General features: G+C 64.4%; 24 protein-coding genes. 2 read left to right on the top strand and 22 right to left on the bottom strand.

The genetic code is table 11. The annotated features are described in order from the left end of the window. Positions 1 to 36: 36 nt before the first annotated feature. Positions 37 to 1266 (bottom strand): alkaline phosphatase family protein, encoded by a 1230-nt coding sequence (locus OVA11_RS09460; protein WP_268067158.1) that lies wholly within the window; start codon positions 1264 to 1266, stop codon positions 37 to 39. Positions 1267 to 1437: 171 nt separating this feature from the next. On the opposite strand from OVA11_RS09460, the gene OVA11_RS09455 reads away from it, so the two are divergent. Both OVA11_RS09455 and OVA11_RS09450 read left to right on the top strand, forming a co-directional pair. Beyond that, the gene (locus OVA11_RS09455) at positions 1438 to 2355 is read left to right on the top strand and encodes an ABC transporter ATP-binding protein (protein WP_268067157.1); all 918 of its coding nucleotides are present in this window, start codon (positions 1438 to 1440) and stop codon (positions 2353 to 2355) included. After that, on the top strand, positions 2355 to 3185 hold the full coding sequence (locus OVA11_RS09450) for an ABC transporter permease (RefSeq protein WP_268067156.1): 831 nt from the start codon (positions 2355 to 2357) through the stop codon (positions 3183 to 3185). Before OVA11_RS09455 ends, OVA11_RS09450 begins: the two co-directional genes overlap by 1 nt. Positions 3186 to 3521: 336 nt before the next feature. Here the strand turns inward: OVA11_RS09450 and rplQ are convergent, their stop codons facing one another. The 21 genes from rplQ to rplV form a co-directional block, all read right to left on the bottom strand. Then, entirely contained in the window at positions 3522 to 3935 is a 414-nt protein-coding gene (gene rplQ / locus OVA11_RS09445) for a 50S ribosomal protein L17 (RefSeq protein WP_268067155.1), read from the bottom strand. Positions 3936 to 4123: 188 nt separating this feature from the next. Further along, a complete protein-coding gene (locus tag OVA11_RS09440) occupies positions 4124 to 5140 on the bottom strand; it encodes a DNA-directed RNA polymerase subunit alpha (RefSeq protein WP_010919151.1) in 1017 nt (338 codons plus the stop codon). A 77-nt stretch (positions 5141 to 5217) separates the two neighbouring features. Further along, on the bottom strand, positions 5218 to 5607 hold the full coding sequence (gene rpsK, locus OVA11_RS09435) for a 30S ribosomal protein S11 (RefSeq protein ID WP_010919150.1): 390 nt from the start codon (positions 5605 to 5607) through the stop codon (positions 5218 to 5220). A 13-nt stretch (positions 5608 to 5620) separates the two neighbouring features. Next, the gene (gene rpsM, locus OVA11_RS09430) at positions 5621 to 5989 is read right to left on the bottom strand and encodes a 30S ribosomal protein S13 (RefSeq protein ID WP_096032935.1); all 369 of its coding nucleotides are present in this window, start codon (positions 5987 to 5989) and stop codon (positions 5621 to 5623) included. A 246-nt stretch (positions 5990 to 6235) separates the two neighbouring features. Continuing rightward, entirely contained in the window at positions 6236 to 6811 is a 576-nt protein-coding gene (locus OVA11_RS09425; RefSeq protein WP_010919148.1) for an adenylate kinase, read from the bottom strand. Between the two features lie 134 nt (positions 6812 to 6945). After that, positions 6946 to 8301, bottom strand: a complete 1356-nt coding sequence (secY, locus tag OVA11_RS09420; RefSeq protein WP_268067154.1) for a preprotein translocase subunit SecY — start codon at positions 8299 to 8301, stop codon at positions 6946 to 6948. A 219-nt stretch (positions 8302 to 8520) separates the two neighbouring features. Further along, positions 8521 to 9006: a 50S ribosomal protein L15 gene (gene rplO / locus OVA11_RS09415; RefSeq protein WP_010919146.1), complete on the bottom strand. Its 486-nt coding sequence runs from the start codon at positions 9004 to 9006 to the stop codon at positions 8521 to 8523. 173 nt (positions 9007 to 9179) lie between these two features. Further along, on the bottom strand, positions 9180 to 9365 hold the full coding sequence (gene rpmD, locus OVA11_RS09410; protein WP_010919145.1) for a 50S ribosomal protein L30: 186 nt from the start codon (positions 9363 to 9365) through the stop codon (positions 9180 to 9182). Positions 9366 to 9368: 3 nt separating this feature from the next. After that, positions 9369 to 9974, bottom strand: a complete 606-nt coding sequence (rpsE, locus tag OVA11_RS09405; RefSeq protein WP_010919144.1) for a 30S ribosomal protein S5 — start codon at positions 9972 to 9974, stop codon at positions 9369 to 9371. 10 nt (positions 9975 to 9984) lie between these two features. Beyond that, the gene (gene rplR / locus OVA11_RS09400; protein ID WP_010919143.1) at positions 9985 to 10335 is read right to left on the bottom strand and encodes a 50S ribosomal protein L18; all 351 of its coding nucleotides are present in this window, start codon (positions 10333 to 10335) and stop codon (positions 9985 to 9987) included. A 3-nt stretch (positions 10336 to 10338) separates the two neighbouring features. Then, complete coding sequence (gene rplF / locus OVA11_RS09395) at positions 10339 to 10872, bottom strand: 50S ribosomal protein L6 (RefSeq protein WP_268067153.1); 534 nt, start codon at positions 10870 to 10872, stop codon at positions 10339 to 10341. 18 nt (positions 10873 to 10890) lie between these two features. Further along, positions 10891 to 11289 carry a 30S ribosomal protein S8 gene (gene rpsH / locus OVA11_RS09390; protein ID WP_010919141.1) on the bottom strand — a complete coding sequence of 133 codons (399 nt, stop codon included), beginning with the start codon at positions 11287 to 11289 and terminating at the stop codon, positions 10891 to 10893. A 10-nt stretch (positions 11290 to 11299) separates the two neighbouring features. Further along, positions 11300 to 11605 (bottom strand): 30S ribosomal protein S14, encoded by a 306-nt coding sequence (gene rpsN / locus OVA11_RS09385; RefSeq protein ID WP_010919140.1) that lies wholly within the window; start codon positions 11603 to 11605, stop codon positions 11300 to 11302. Between the two features lie 21 nt (positions 11606 to 11626). Next, positions 11627 to 12184 carry a 50S ribosomal protein L5 gene (rplE, locus tag OVA11_RS09380; protein WP_099503308.1) on the bottom strand — a complete coding sequence of 186 codons (558 nt, stop codon included), beginning with the start codon at positions 12182 to 12184 and terminating at the stop codon, positions 11627 to 11629. Beyond that, the gene (gene rplX / locus OVA11_RS09375) at positions 12177 to 12491 is read right to left on the bottom strand and encodes a 50S ribosomal protein L24 (protein WP_010919138.1); all 315 of its coding nucleotides are present in this window, start codon (positions 12489 to 12491) and stop codon (positions 12177 to 12179) included. Before rplX ends, rplE begins: the two co-directional genes overlap by 8 nt. Next, positions 12491 to 12859 (bottom strand): 50S ribosomal protein L14, encoded by a 369-nt coding sequence (rplN, locus tag OVA11_RS09370; RefSeq protein ID WP_010919137.1) that lies wholly within the window; start codon positions 12857 to 12859, stop codon positions 12491 to 12493. The genes rplX and rplN overlap by 1 nt, the downstream gene beginning before the upstream one ends. A 17-nt stretch (positions 12860 to 12876) precedes the next feature. After that, positions 12877 to 13116: a 30S ribosomal protein S17 gene (gene rpsQ / locus OVA11_RS09365; protein WP_010919136.1), complete on the bottom strand. Its 240-nt coding sequence runs from the start codon at positions 13114 to 13116 to the stop codon at positions 12877 to 12879. A gap of 10 nt (positions 13117 to 13126) precedes the next feature. Beyond that, positions 13127 to 13318: a 50S ribosomal protein L29 gene (gene rpmC, locus OVA11_RS09360; RefSeq protein ID WP_010919135.1), complete on the bottom strand. Its 192-nt coding sequence runs from the start codon at positions 13316 to 13318 to the stop codon at positions 13127 to 13129. A 5-nt stretch (positions 13319 to 13323) separates the two neighbouring features. Further along, positions 13324 to 13755, bottom strand: a complete 432-nt coding sequence (gene rplP / locus OVA11_RS09355) for a 50S ribosomal protein L16 (RefSeq protein WP_010919134.1) — start codon at positions 13753 to 13755, stop codon at positions 13324 to 13326. Positions 13756 to 13768: 13 nt separating this feature from the next. Continuing rightward, positions 13769 to 14521 carry a 30S ribosomal protein S3 gene (gene rpsC, locus OVA11_RS09350; RefSeq protein ID WP_096032933.1) on the bottom strand — a complete coding sequence of 251 codons (753 nt, stop codon included), beginning with the start codon at positions 14519 to 14521 and terminating at the stop codon, positions 13769 to 13771. Then, a complete protein-coding gene (gene rplV, locus OVA11_RS09345) occupies positions 14521 to 14901 on the bottom strand; it encodes a 50S ribosomal protein L22 (protein ID WP_010919132.1) in 381 nt (126 codons plus the stop codon). The genes rpsC and rplV overlap by 1 nt, the downstream gene beginning before the upstream one ends. Position 14902 lies beyond the last annotated feature (1 nt).

Raw genomic sequence — 14902 nt, 5'->3', positions numbered from 1 at the left:
CGCGGGGCCGCCTGGAAAGCGACTTGCGGTCCGCCCCTATCGAAGCGCCTCGCGCACGACCTTCAGCGAGCCGTCGGTCTTCTCAGGACGAACCCCCGTCACCTTGGCCAGCAGCGCATAGACATCCACATTGTCGAACACCGGCAGAGCGACACCCGACTTGAACGAGGGGCCGTGGGCGACGAACACCGCCTGCATGGTCGGGTCATAGGGATCGAAGCCATGCGCCCCACCGTCCTTACCGTCCCATTCGCTCGGCTTCTGCTTCGCCGCCTCGGTGGTCGTGTACCAGCCGGTTTCCGACAGACAGACAATCGCGGGAACCCGCAGGTTTCGACCGTAATGGAAGCGGGCCGGGATCCGGTTCTTTTTCCAGCAGGTCATGTGCGGCAAAGGCTTGGATAGGACCGCCGCCTCGACCGCCTTTCGCTCACCGGGCTTGGGCGAGAACGCGGTGACCGCGCCGGTGGTGACCAGCTGGATCTTCGAGACGTCGACAAGGTCGTCCAGCACCACGCGATTGGCGGCCGGTAGCGGCGCCATGCCATGGTCGGCGACGATGACGATATCGGTGCTCTCAAAGCGCCCCCGCGCTTTCAGCCCCGCGACCAGCCGCCCCAGCGCGGCGTCCACCGAGGCGGCGGCCGCGCGCACCTCGGGAGACTCCGGGCTATAGTGGTGACCCTGGGTGTCGACGATGTCGAAATAGAGGGTCGAGAAGGCGATCGGCGGACCATCAGCGCTGTCCAGCCAGGCCAGCACCTGATCGACTCGCGCCTCACCGGACATGGTCTGGTCGAACTTGACCCAGCGCGAGGGCCGCACCCCGTCGATCTCGACCTCGGAGCCCGGCCAGAACATCGCGGCGGCGCGTTTGCCCTGCTGCTCTACCGAGACCCAGAACGGCTTGGCCTGGCTCCACCACGCCGGATCCAGGCTCCGCATGGTGAATTTCTCGGACGAAACGCTGGGGTCGACCATGGTGTTGGCCACGATGCCGTGGCGGTCTGGGCGCTTGCCGGTGATCAGCGTGTAGTGATTGGGAAAGGTCACCGACGGGAACGAGGGTCGCATGGCCGCCCGGGCGCCATTCTCGGCCAGGGCCTTCATCACCGGGGTGTCGCCACGATCCAGATAGTCGGCGCGGAAGCCATCGATCGACACCAGGATGGTCAGGTGCGGCGCCTTTTCCCGCGCCGCCGCCCCGTCGGCGGCGATCATCAGACCCAAGGCCAGAACCAGGGACAGCAGGCGGCGCATGATCATCTTCGGGCTCGAATTGAAACGGCGGTTCCAGCGGTCATCCATGGCCCAGATTGCAGGCGTATGACGATCGGCGGTCTCCGAGCCATGACACCCTCTTAACTTGGCGTGGGCGGGCACGCTCGCCATAGTCTTCGTGTCGAGCCGACTCAGGTCGGCGTCCGGAACCGCTCCATGTCGATCGCCCTGGAGGCCGTTGGCCTCACCAAGACGTATGGGGCGGTGCGCGCCCTCGACGACTTCTCCATCGCCATCCCCGCCGGCGGCGTGTTCGGGATCCTGGGTCCCAACGGCGCCGGCAAGAGCACGTTGTTCCGAATCGCGCTGGGCCTGGTGCGTCCCACCAGCGGTTCGGCGCGGCTCTTCGGCGCCGCGCCCGGCGACATCACCGCCCTGCGCAAGGTCGGGGCCATGATCGAGACCCCGCGCTATCCGCCGTACCTCACGGCGCGCGACACCCTGAAGATGCTGGCCCTGGAAAGCGGCAAGGCCGACGCCGACATCGGCGGCTGGCTGGAACGGGTCAGCCTGACCCACGCCGCCGACCGCGCCACCAGCGGCTTCTCGGTCGGCATGAAGCAGCGCTTGGGCCTGGCCGCCGCATTCCTGACCAAGCCGGAACTGGTGATCCTGGACGAGCCGACCAGCGGCATGGACCCGGCCGGTATCCAGGAGATTCGCGCCCTGATCATCGATCTGGCCAAGATCGAGGGCGTCACCGTCATCCTGGCCAGCCACCAGCTGGACGAGGTCAAGCGCGTCTGCGACCGCGTCGCCATCCTGTCGCGCGGCAAGGTCGTCGCCGAGGGCGGCGTGGCTGAACTCACCGCCGGCGAGGCCCGACTGCGCCTGACCCTGGCCTCTCCCCTCACCCCGGCGCTGGCGGTGCTGGGAGATCGCGGCGAGGCCGATGGGCCGGACGCCGTCCTGGCCGACATCCCCCGCGCCGAGGCTCCGGCCGTCATCCGCGCTCTGGTGGAGGCCGGCGCCGACATCGTCGAAGCCCGCTGGCGCGAGGTCGACCTCGAGGGGGTCTATCTGAAGTCCCTGGGCCAGACGCCGACGGCCGCCACCGCCGAAGGAGCCGCCTGATGCTCGCCGACGCCATCGCCGCCGAACGCTTCCGCCTGCTGCGCGACCGCGCGGCTGTCTTTTGGGGTTTCTGCTTCGCGCCGCTGGTGGGCTTTGCGCTCAGCATCGGCGGAGACCTGTTCCTGCGCTTCGTGATCAAGAAGCCCATACCCGGCCTGACTGTCGGCCTGATCGACCAGATGCTGAAGGCGCTGTCGAACGGCGCCTCGACCTTCGCGGCGCTGTTCCTGATGATCGGCGCGGCGGCCATCCTGGCCGGCGACTATCGCTGGGAGACCTGGCGGCTGCTGACCCCGCGCAACACGCGCCAGAACCTGTTGCTGGCCAAGCTGATCGTGGTCGGCGAGGCGGTGTTCTGGAGTCTATTGCTGACCGCCGTGCTGTCGGCGCTCGCGGCCGTGATCGGCGCGGGCATCGCCGACAAGGCCCTGACCCTCTCGATGTTCGGCCGCAATCTGTTCGACGTGATCGGCGTGCTGGCCATCACCTGGCTGGAGGCCATGACCCTGGCGGCGCTGGCGGCCTGTGTCGGCGTGCTGTCGCGCTCGACCATGGGCGTGGTCATCGCCTGCCTCGGCTTCCGGTTCGTGCAGACGATCCTGGCCGGCGCCCTGCGCGCGATGGAGCAGAACGAGGCCCCCAGCTGGAAGCTCCTGGCCCTGCCCGTCTTCGACGCCGACCTGCTGCGCGCGGCGCTGCTGGACCCGGCTCAACTGGGCGCGGCGAGCGGTTCGGCGGGCGTTGCTCTGGCGGTGTTGCTAGTCTGGGTCGCGGCCCTGACGGCCGGGGCGGTGTGGCTGTTCCGGCAGCAAGACCTGACGAAGGAGTAGACGCGCCGGGGCTCGGTCCAAGCGGACCAAGCCAAGTCTGTTTGGGGTGGACTGTGGATCAAATGCTCCCCCCAGCGGGGGAGGTGTCGGCGAAACCGACGGAAGGGGGAAGGAGGCTCAGCAGGACTTCCCCCTCCGGCCTTCGGCCTCCTCCCCCTCTGGGGGGAGGATTTTCCGAACGTACGCAACGGGTCGCGAACTGTCTCTCGCCTCCCTCCAGAAATCCGACCTCCCCCGCGACACGTCAGCGCGGAGAGGCCAGGCTTGCTCAGCGCCCAAACGAAAAAGGCCCCGGATCGCTCCGGGGCCTTCTTGCTCAGCTTGCGCTGAAATCTCTTAGTCTTCGGCGTCGTTGACGTAGACCGGACCCGAGTCCTTGCCCTTTTCCGAGACGTCGCGGTCGACGAACTCGATGACGGCCATCGGGGCGTTGTCGCCGTAGCGGAAGCCGGCCTTCAGGACGCGGATGTAGCCGCCCTGACGGTCCTTGTAGCGCGGGCCGAGGACCGCGAAGAGCTTGCCGACTTGTTCGACGTCGCGAACCGAGCTGATGGCCTGACGACGGGCGTGCAGGTCGCCGCGCTTGGCCAGGGTGACCAGCTTTTCGACGATCGGACGCAGTTCCTTGGCCTTGGGCAGGGTGGTGACGATCTGCTCGTGCTTGATCAAGCTGGCCGACATGTTGGCGAACATGGCGGTGCGGTGAGCCGAGGTGCGGCCGAGTTTACGGTGAGCCTTACCGTGACGCATTTTGTATCTCCTGGGCGATCAGCCCGAACGGCGCAAAAGCAGTGAGCGCCTGATTGTCACCAATCCTGGTCTTTCCCGACCGGGTCAGAGCGATGCGCCGGGGCCCTCCACCGCGTGTGCGGCTTCAAAAGGCCCAGGCCGCCCTCCGAAAAAGGCGACCCGGATTAAGCGCGTTAGGCTTGGAAGTCTTAGATCTGGTCTTCGAACTTCTTAGCCAGGTCTTCGATGTTCTCCGGCGGCCAGTTCGGCACGTCCATGCCGAGGTGCAGACCCATGCCGGCGAGCACTTCCTTAATTTCGTTCAGCGATTTGCGGCCGAAGTTCGGGGTGCGGAGCATCTCGGCTTCGGTCTTCTGGATCAGGTCGCCGATGTAGACGATGTTGTCGTTCTTCAGGCAGTTGGCCGAACGGACCGACAGCTCCAGCTCGTCGACCTTCTTCAGCAGGGCCGGGTTGAACGGCAGTTCCGGCTTGGACTCGTCGGCCGACTTGGCCTTCGGTTCCTCGAAGGTGATGAAGATCTGCAGTTGGTCCTGCAGGATCCGGGCGGCGTAGGCCACGGCGTCCACCGGAGTGACGGCGCCGTTGGTTTCGACTTCCAGGATCAGCTTGTCATAGTCCAGCGACTGGCCCTGACGGGTCGGCTCCACGCGGTAGGCGACGCGCTTGACCGGCGAGTACAGGGCGTCGACGGCGATGAGGCCGATCGGCGCGTCTTCCGGACGGTTGCGGTCGGCCGGGACGTAGCCCTTGCCGTTGTTGACCGTGAACTCCATGCGCACTGAAGCGCCGTCGTCCAGCGTGCAGAGCACGTGGTCGGGGTTCAGGATTTCGATGTCGGCCGGGGTTTCGATCTGACCAGCGGTCACCGGGCCGGGGCCCGTGGCGCGCAGGGTCATGCGCTTCGGACCTTCGGCGTGCATGCGCACGGCCAGTTGCTTGATGTTCAGAACGATGTCGACGACGTCTTCGCGGACGCCTTCGAGCGAGGAGAATTCGTGCACGACGCCGTCGATTTGGATCGCGGTGACGGCTGCGCCTTGCAGCGACGAGAGGAGAACGCGACGCAGAGCGTTGCCGAGCGTCACGCCGAAGCCGCGTTCCAGCGGTTCAGCGACGATACGGGCCTTGCGAGTCGCATCGGCGCCGGTTTCGATTTGCGGCTTCTCAGGACGGATCAGCTCGTTCCAGTTTCTTTCGATCACGTGGTCGGGTCCCTTGAACGCGGCTCGCCGGCCGCGGTTTACGCAGCCGGCGAAGGAAGATTGTGGTCTAAAAAGTACTAGACGCGACGACGCTTGGGCGGACGGCAGCCGTTGTGCGGAATCGGCGTGACGTCGCGGATGGTCGTGATGGTCATGCCCGCGGCTTGCAGCGCGCGCAGGGCCGATTCACGGCCCGAACCCGGACCCGAAACGTTGACTTCCAGCGTCTTCACACCGTGCTCGGCAGCCTTCTTGCCCGCGTCTTCGGCGGCCATCTGCGCGGCGTACGGGGTCGACTTGCGCGAACCCTTGAAGCCCATCATGCCGGCCGAGGACCACGAGATCGTGTTGCCCTGGGCGTCGGTGATGGTGATCATGGTGTTGTTGAACGAGGCGTTCACGTGCGCCACGCCCGAGGTGATGTTCTTGCGTTCGCGACGTTTAACGCGAGCCGGTTCCTTGGCCATCGGTCAGGCTACCTTACTTCTTCTTGCCGGCGATCGGCTTGGCCGGACCCTTGCGGGTGCGGGCGTTCGTGTGGGTGCGCTGACCGCGGACCGGCAGGCCCTTACGGTGACGCAGGCCGCGATAGCAGGCCAGGTCCATCAGACGCTTGATGTTCATCGAGTTCTCGCGACGCAGGTCGCCCTCGACGGTGTAGTCACGGTCGATCGTCTCGCGGATCTGCAGGACTTCCGCGTCGGTCAACTGATTGACGCGACGGGCTTCCTCGATGCCCACCTTGGTGATGATCTCACGAGCCGACTTTTGGCCGATGCCGTGAATGTACTGAAGCGCGATCAGAACGCGCTTGTTCGTCGGGATGTTGACGCCTGCGATACGGGCCACGTCTAATGTTCTCCTAGTCACGCACTAAAGACGCGAACGGCGCGCCCGGCCGGATCAGAGACCCAAACCGGCGCGCACGGATCGCGCCCTTTCGCGGAAGCGCCCCGTTATAGGGATCGTTTCGCTTCCGTCAACAACTGAATCCGGGAGACATCCCCCGAATTCGGGCTTTCTTAAGCGACGACGCTCGCGCGACCAAAGTCACGCTCTCCTTGAAGATGGAGTCCGTCTATCGCTGCGGGATAATCATCCTGCAGCGACGGGCTCCAGTGCGCTGTCGATCGACGCGGCGACCGCTTCGACGGTCCCCATGCCATCCAGTTCCGTCAACTTGCCCTGCCCTTCATAGTAGGGCAGCAGCGGCGCGGTCTGAGCATTGTACGCGGCCAGGCGAGTCACGAAGACTTCCGGATTGTCGTCGGGCCGTCCCTGCTCTTCGAACCGCTTCTTGATCCGCTCGATCAGGGCGGGCTCGTCTACCTTGAGTCGGAGAACGACGTCGATCTTCTGACCGCGCGCGGCGAGCATTTTATCCAGAGCCTCGGCCTGGGCGACCGTCCGCGGGAAACCATCGAAGATCGCGCCGCCGGCGGCTTCGGCTTCGGGCAGGCGGTCTTCGATCAGGGCGATGACAATCTCGTCGGTCACCAGCTCGCCACGGTCCAGCACGCCCTTGACACGCTGGCCCAGCTCAGAGCCCGAGGCGATGGCCGCGCGCAGCATGTCGCCGGTCGAGAGCTGGACCATGCCCCGCTCCGTGACCAGTCGCTTGGCCTGGGTCCCCTTCCCCGCCGCCGGCGGGCCGAACAGGATCAGATTCATAAAAGCCCCTTCGCGCGTCGCCGAGTCTGCGCCCGGCTGTCTCCCGGAGCAGACCTAGAGCCCCGGCAATAAAAACGGAAGCCGGTTTTGTGACAAACCGGCTTCCGACGCTTGTAATAAAATTGAAGCCCGCCTTAGCGGCCGCGTCCGCCGCGCAGCTTCGACTTCTTGATCAGGCCCTCGTACTGGTGGGCCAGCAGGTGCGACTGGATCTGCGCCACGGTGTCCATGGTCACCGTCACGACGATCAGGATCGAGGTGCCGCCCAGCGCGAACTGGGTGGAGTTCATCGCCATCATCACAAACTCCGGCGCGATACAGACCGCCGTGATGTAGGCCGCGCCGATCACCGTGAGGCGGGTCAGGACATAGTCCAGATACTCCGCGGTGCGCTTGCCCGGACGGATGCCCGGCAGGAAGCCGCCGTACTTGCGCAGGTTCTCGGCCGTCTCGTCGGGATTGAACACCACCGAGGTGTAGAAGAACGAGAAGAAGATGATCAGCAGCGCATAGAGCACCAGGAACGCCGGCTGCCCGTGCTGCAGTGCGCCGACCATAGCCGGCAACCACGAGGCCCAGCTGGGCAGGTTCGTGGTCTGAACGAACTGCAGGGCGGTCGTCGGCAGCAGCAGCAGCGACGAGGCGAAGATCGGCGGGATGACGCCCGCCGTGTTGATCTTCAGCGGCATAAACGAGCTTTCGCCGCCGATCATGCGATTGCCCTGCTGGCGCTTGGGATAGTGAACCAGAAGACGACGCTGCGAGCGTTCGATGAAGACGATCGCCAGGATGGCGGCGATGCCCCCGAACACCACCAGGAACAGCGGCATGTAATTGTTGTTCGACTGCGCCTGGGTCAGCATCTGCATCAGCGAAATCGGCAGGGTCGCGACGATACCCGCGAAGATGATCAGCGACACGCCGTTGCCGACGCCGCGGCTGGTGATCTGCTCACCCAGCCACATCAGGAACATCGTACCGCCCGTCAGCGCAACGATCGTCGAAACGATGAAGAAGGTGTGGCCGACGCCATCGGCCACCACGCCGGGCTGAGCCGCGATACCGATCGCGATCGAAGCCGATTGCACCACGGCCAGAATGACAGCCAGGTAGCGCGTGTACTGGTTCAGGGTCTTGCGACCGGCCTCCCCGCCTTCCTTCTTCAGCTTCTCCCACGGCGGATACACCGTGCCCATCAGCTGCACGATGATCGAGGCGCTGATATAGGGCATGACGTTCAGCGAGAAGATCGCCATCCGCTCGACAGCCCCGCCCGAGAACATGTCGAACATGCCCAGGAGGCCCTTGCTGTTCTGGCTGAACAGCGACGCGAAGGCGGCCGGATCAACGCCCGGGATCGGAACGTAGGTGCCAAGGCGGTAGACGATCAGGGCGATGATCGTGAACCAGATACGCTTGTGAAGTTCGGTCGCCTTCTGGAACGACGCGAAATTCATATTGGCTGCGAGTTGTTCGGCGGCCGAGGCCATTCAGATCCCCACGACTCAGGAGCACGATCGTCGAAAGCCAATATCGCTTCGGCGTCGATCACGCTCTGAAATAAGGTTTCCCGGATCACGCTGATCCCAGGAGAGCGCCACAAATAGGTGAGGCCCGCCGCGATGTCACGGCGAGCCTCGAAATTCTGTCATCCCGGTCGAAAACGCGGTCCCGACAGCGCCAGGCGCTCAACGGGATGACATATGCCTTTAGGCTTCGGCTTGCGCCTTGGCCTTCTTGGTCACGGTGACCGAACCACCGGCGGCCTCGACGGCCTTGATGGCGGCTTCGGTAGCCGAATAGACGGTCAGCTTCAGGGCGGTCTTGATTTCGCCCTTGGCCAGCAGCTTCACGCCGTCGAGTTCACGACGGATGACACCGGCGGCGATCAGAGCGGCGGCGTCCAGCTCGGCGCCCTTCTTGATCTTGCCGGCTTCGACGGCTTGTTCCAGGCGCCACAGGTTCACTTCAGCGAACTCCAGGCGGAAGGGGTTGTTGAAGCCGCGCTTCGGCATACGCATGTGCAGCGGCATTTGACCGCCTTCGAAGCCGTTGATGGCGACGCCCGAGCGCGCCTTCTGGCCCTTCACACCGCGACCGGCGGTCTTGCCCTTGCCCGAACCCGGGCCGCGGCCAACGCGCATGCGGCCCTTGGTCGAGCCTTCGCGGGGAGCCAGTTCGTTCAGCTTGGTCATATGTGCCTCTCCTTGGAGATCTGCGCCCAGCCAGGCGGCTGGACTCGGCTTTGAAAAACAGAGCGCGCTTAAAACCCCAAAACGCGAGAAAACTCAATGGGGCGAATGCGCGAATTCAAACGAAAACCACCCCGGATCGCTCCGGGGTGGCGTATTCGCATCGTGTAGAAGGACTACTCGACGATTTCCAGCAGGTGCTGGACCTTGCGGATCATGCCGCGGGTCGAGGGGTTGTCCTGCAGGGTCGAGACACGACCCACGCGGTTCAGACCCAGACCAACGAGCGTCGCGCGCTGGTCCTTTTCACGACGGATCGGGCTGCCGGTTTGGCGAACCGTAACGGTCTTAGCTTCAGCCATGACTTAGCCCTCGATGGCTTCCGGCGCCGAAGCGCCGTCGGCGCGGCGGCCGAGGATGTCGCCAACCTTCTTGCCGCGCTTGGCGGCGATCTGGCGGGGCGACGATTGCACCTTCAGGGCTTCGAACGTGGCGCGAACCATGTTGTACGGGTTCGAGGAACCCGTCGACTTGGCCACGACGTCCTGGACGCCCAGGGTTTCGAGAACCGCGCGCATCGGACCGCCGGCGATGACGCCGGTGCCGGGAGGCGCCGCGCGCATCATCACCTTGCCAGCGCCCCAACGGCCAGCGCCGTCGTGGTGCAGGGTGCGGGATTCGCGCAGCGGAACGCGGATCATCGTCTTCTTGGCTTCTTCGGTCGCCTTGCGGATGGCTTCCGGCACTTCACGCGCCTTGCCATGACCGAAGCCGACGCGGCCCTTTTGGTCGCCAACGACCATCAGAGCAGCGAAGCTGAAGCGACGACCACCCTTCACGGTGGCGGCGACGCGGTTGATGTGGACGAGCTTTTCGACGATGTCGCTGTCGACCCGCTCTTCGGGGGCGTTGCGGTCGCGACGGTCACGGCGTTGACCGCCCTCACCGCGCTGTTGTTCACCACGAGCCATTTTCGTTCCCTTAGAAGTTCAGGCCGGCTTCGCGCGCGGCGTCGGCCAGGGCTTTCACCCGGCCGTGGAAGATGTAGCTGCCACGGTCGAAAACGACGTCCTTGACGCCCTTTTCGATGGCGCGCTCGGCGACGAGCTTGCCCACAGCGGCGGCGGCATCCTTGTCCGCGCCCTTGCCTTCGGCTTCCAGAGTGGAGGCCGACGCCAGGGTCACGCCGCGTTCATCATCGATGACCTGGGCGTAGATGTTCTTCGACGAACGGAAGACCGACAGACGCGGACGACCGTTGGCGAGGCTCTTGAGGCGGGTGCGAACGCGCTGAGCGCGCTTGGCCGCCGATTCACGAGGAGAGAGCGCCATGGCTTACTTCTTCTTGCCTTCCTTGCGGCGAACCTTCTCGCCAGCATAACGCACGCCCTTGCCCTTGTAGGGTTCCGGCGGACGAATGCGGCGGATCTTCGCGGCAATCTCACCAACCGCCTGCTTGTCGATGCCGGCGATCTTGATTTCGGTTTGCTTCGGCACCGCGAAGGTGACGCCGGCCGGAGCCGCAACGTCCACATCGTGGCTGAAACCGAGTTGGAGGCTCAGGGCGGTGCCCTTCATGGCCGCGCGGTAACCGACGCCGACCAGTTCGAGGCTTTCCTCGAAGCCGACGGTGACACCGTGCACCATGTTGGCCACCAGCGTGCGGGACAGACCCCACATGCCCTTGGCGCGCTTCGTGTCGACGCGCGGAGCCAGCAGGAGCTCAGAGCCCTCTTGCTTGACTTCGACTTCGTCGGCGATCGTCCACGACAGTTGACCCTTCGGGCCCTTTACCGTGACCGTCTGACCCGCGAGCGTGACTTGCACGCCCGAGGGGATTGCGACGGCTTTCTTACCGATACGTGACATGCTCTTTCCCTCCCGCGCCTAGTAGACGCGGCAGAGGACTTCGCCGCCGACATTAGCGTCGCGTGCAGCGGTGTCCGACATGACGCCCTTCGGCGTCGACAGGATCGAGATGCCCAGGCCGTTCTTGATCGGCTTCAGGTCCTTGATCGAGGAGTAGACGCGACGGCCAGGCTTGGACACGCGGCTGATCTCAGCGATCACGGGCTCACCGTCGAAGTACTTGAGCTCGATCTCGAATTCGGGGAACGCGCCGGGCTTCTCGACCAGCGAGTAGCCGCGGATGTAGCCTTCGTCGGCCAGCACGTCCAGGACGCGGGCGCGCAGCTTGGAAGCCGGCGTCGAGACCTTGGACCGCTTGCGTTGAGCGGCGTTCTTGATGCGAGCGATCATATCGCTCAGGGGATCGTTCATCGACATCTGATCGTCCTCACCAGCTCGACTTGACGAGGCCGGGGATCTGGCCTTGCGAACCCAGTTCGCGGAGGGCCACACGGCTCATCTTGAGCTTACGGTAATAGGCGCGCGGACGGCCGGTGACTTCGCAGCGATTGCGGATGCGGATCGCGGCGCTGTTACGCGGCAGCTTAGCGAGCTTGAGGCGAGCCTCGAAGCGTTCCTCGAGCGGCAGGGTCTCGTCGTTGGCGATCGCCTTCAGCGCGGCGCGCTTCTCGGCGAACTTCTTGACGAGGGCCTTGACGGCTTCGTTGCGGTTGACGGCGCTTTTCTTGGCCATGGTTTCTTTCCCTTCCCGCTCTTAGTTCACGAACGGGAACTGGAATTCCTTCAGGAGAGCCTTGGCTTCCTGGTCGGACTTCGCAGTGGTGCAGACGATGATGTCCATGCCCCAGATCTGTTCGATCTGGTCATAGTTGATTTCCGGGAACACCAGGTGCTCCTTCAGGCCCATGGCGTAGTTGCCACGGCCGTCGAAGCTCTTGCCGTTCAGACCACGGAAGTCCTTCACGCGCGGCAGCGCGATCGTGACCAGGCGGTCGAGGAATTCGTACATCCGGTCCTTGCGCAGGGTGACCTTGGCGCCGACCACCATGCCTTCGCGCAGCTTGAAGCCGGCGATGGACTTGCGGGCGCGGGTCGCGACAGGCTTTTGGCCGGCGATCGCTTGCAGGTCCTTCAGCGCGGTCTGGGCCTTCTTAGAGTCGGCCACGGCCTCGCCGATACCCATGTTCAGGACGATCTTGTCCAGCTTGGGGATCTGCATCTCGTTGGTGTAGCCGAACTGCTCCTTCATCGCGGCGCGGATGCGCTCACGATAAACGGTCTTCAGCCGGGGCTCGTAAGCTTGATCAGCCATTGATCACCTCGCCGGTCGTCTTGGCGACGCGCACCTTCTTGTCGCCTTCGATCTTGAAACCGACGCGGGTGGGCTTGCCGTTGGAGTCCACGACGGCGACGTTCGAGACGTGCAGCGCGGCTTCCTTGTTCTTGATGCCGCCTTGCGGGTCGGCTTGGGTCGGCTTGGTGTGACGCGAAACCATGTTCACGCCTTCCACGACGACCCGGTTGTCCTTCGGCAGGACTTGCAGGACCGAGCCTTGCTTGCCCTTGTCCTTGCCGGCCAGAACGACGACGCGGTCGCCCTTCTTGATCTTAGCGGCCATTACAGCACCTCCGGAGCGAGGGAGATGATCTTCATGTGGTTCTTGGCGCGCAGTTCACGGGGAACCGGGCCGAAGATCCGCGTGCCGACCGGCTCGCTCTGCTTGTTCACGATCACCGCGGCGTTCTTATCGAAGCGGATGACCGAGCCATCCTTGCGCTTCAGATTTTGATTCACCCGAACGACGACGGCGCGAAGCACGTCACCCTTCTTCACGCGACCGCGCGGAATGGCTTCCTTGACGGAGACGACGATGACGTCGCCCACGCTGGCGTAGCGACGGCCTGCGCCGCCCAACACCTTGATGCACATGACCCGGCGAGCGCCAGAGTTATCGGCAACTTCCAGGTTAGTTTGCATCTGGATCATGGTCTAAACCTTCCAGATTAAGCCGAAGCCTTGGGAAGCACTTCCCAGGTCTTCAGCTTGGACTTCGGAGCGCACTCGATGATGCGGATAGCTTCACCGGCCTTGTACGCGTTGGCTTCGTCGTGCGCGTGGTACTTTTTGGACTGACGCACGATCTTCTTCAGAACGGGGTGGACGATGGTCCGTTCGACCTTCACCACCACGGTCTTGTCGCCCTTATCGGAGACGACGACCCCTTCGAGGATACGCTTGGGCATATCGTTCTCCTTAGGCCGCGGCCTTGGCGCGCAGCACGGTCTTGATCCGCGCGATATCCTTGCGGATCTCGTTGACGCGGTGGGTCTTTTCGACCTGGCCCGTGGCGGCCTGGAAGCGCAGGTTGAACTGCTCCTTCTTCAGGCTGATCAGGGTGTCGGCCAGCTGGTCGGGGGTCATGCCCCGGATTTCAGCGATCTTCATGAGCCTCAGGCCTCCTGAGCCACGCCCGCATCGATGCGGGTGACAACACGGGTGCGGATCGGCAGCTTGGCGGCGCCAAGGCGGAGCGCTTCACGCGCGATATCGTCCGGCACGCCGTCGATTTCGAACATGATGCGGCCCGGAGCCACGCGAGCGGCCCAGTAATCCACGGCGCCCTTACCCTTACCCATCCGGACTTCCGCCGGCTTGCCGGTGACCGGCACGTCCGGGAAGATACGGATCCAGACGCGGCCTTGACGCTTCATCTGGCGGGTGATGGCGCGACGGGCGGCTTCGATCTGACGGGCCGTGATGCGCTCCGGCTCGACGGCTTTCAGGCCGTACGAACCGAAGTTCAGCAGGGTGCCGCCCTTCGAAGTGCCGTGGATGCGGCCCTTGAACTGCTTGCGGAATTTGGTCTTCTTCGGAGACAGCATGGCGATCTAATCCTTAGGCGCGATCGCGACGGTCACGACGGTCGCCCCGGTCGGGACGATCACCACGCTCACGTCCGCCACCCTCACCGGCGGGGCCGGATTCGGTAGCCAGACGCTTGTCGAGCGCCATCGGATCATGCTCGAGCACCTCGCCCTTGAAGATCCAGGTCTTCACGCCGATGATGCCATAGGTGGTCTTGGCTTCGGCAAAGCCGAAGTCGATGTCGGCGCGCAGGGTGTGCAGCGGCACGCGGCCTTCGCGGTACCACTCCATGCGAGCGATTTCAGCGCCGCCCAGACGACCCGAAACGTTGATCCGGATGCCCTTGGCGCCGAGGCGCACGGCCGACTGGATCGAGCGCTTCATGGCGCGACGGAACGCGATACGGCGCTCCAGCTGCTGAGCGATGGACTCGGCGACCAGCTGAGCGTCGGTTTCCGGCTTGCGGATCTCGACGATGTTCAGGTGGACTTCGCCCTCGGTCATCACCGACAGGTCCTTGCGGAGCTTGTCGATGTCAGCGCCCTTCTTGCCGATGATGACGCCCGGACGGGCGGCATAGATCGTCACGCGGCACTTCTTGTGCGGACGCTCGATGATGATGCGCGAGACACCAGCTTGGTACAGGCGCTTCTTCAGAGCGGCGCGGACCGCGAGGTCTTGGTGCAGCAGCTTGCCGTACTGGTTGCCGTCGGCGAACCAACGGCTGTCCCAGGTGCGGTTGATGCCGAGCCGCAGCCCGACCGGATTGACTTTCTGACCCATTAGGCGGCCTCACCCAGTTCGCGGACCACGATCGTGATCTCGGAGAACGGCTTCTCAACGCGCGTCGCGCGACCGCGAGCGCGGGGCGAGAAACGCTTCATGATCAGGTTCTTGCCCACATAGGCCTCGGCCACGACCAGGGAGTCGATGTCGAGGTTGTGGTTGTTCTCGGCGTTCGAGATCGCCGAGTACAGCGCCTTGCGGACGTCCTGAGCGATGCGCTTGTGGCTGAACTCGAGCTCGTTGAGAGCGCGCTGGACGTTCAGGCCACGAATGGACTGAGCGACCAGGTTCAGCTTGCGCGGGCTGGTGCGCAGGGTGCGCACCTTGCACATCGCTTCGGCGGCCGGCAGGCGGCGTTCTTGCTTCTGCTTGGCCATG

It is taken from the genome of Caulobacter sp. SL161 (assembly GCF_026672375.1).
Lineage (GTDB): Bacteria > Pseudomonadota > Alphaproteobacteria > Caulobacterales > Caulobacteraceae > Caulobacter.
The sequence above is the reverse complement of the archived record's forward strand: the minus strand, read 5'-3'. Positions and strand labels throughout refer to the sequence as shown.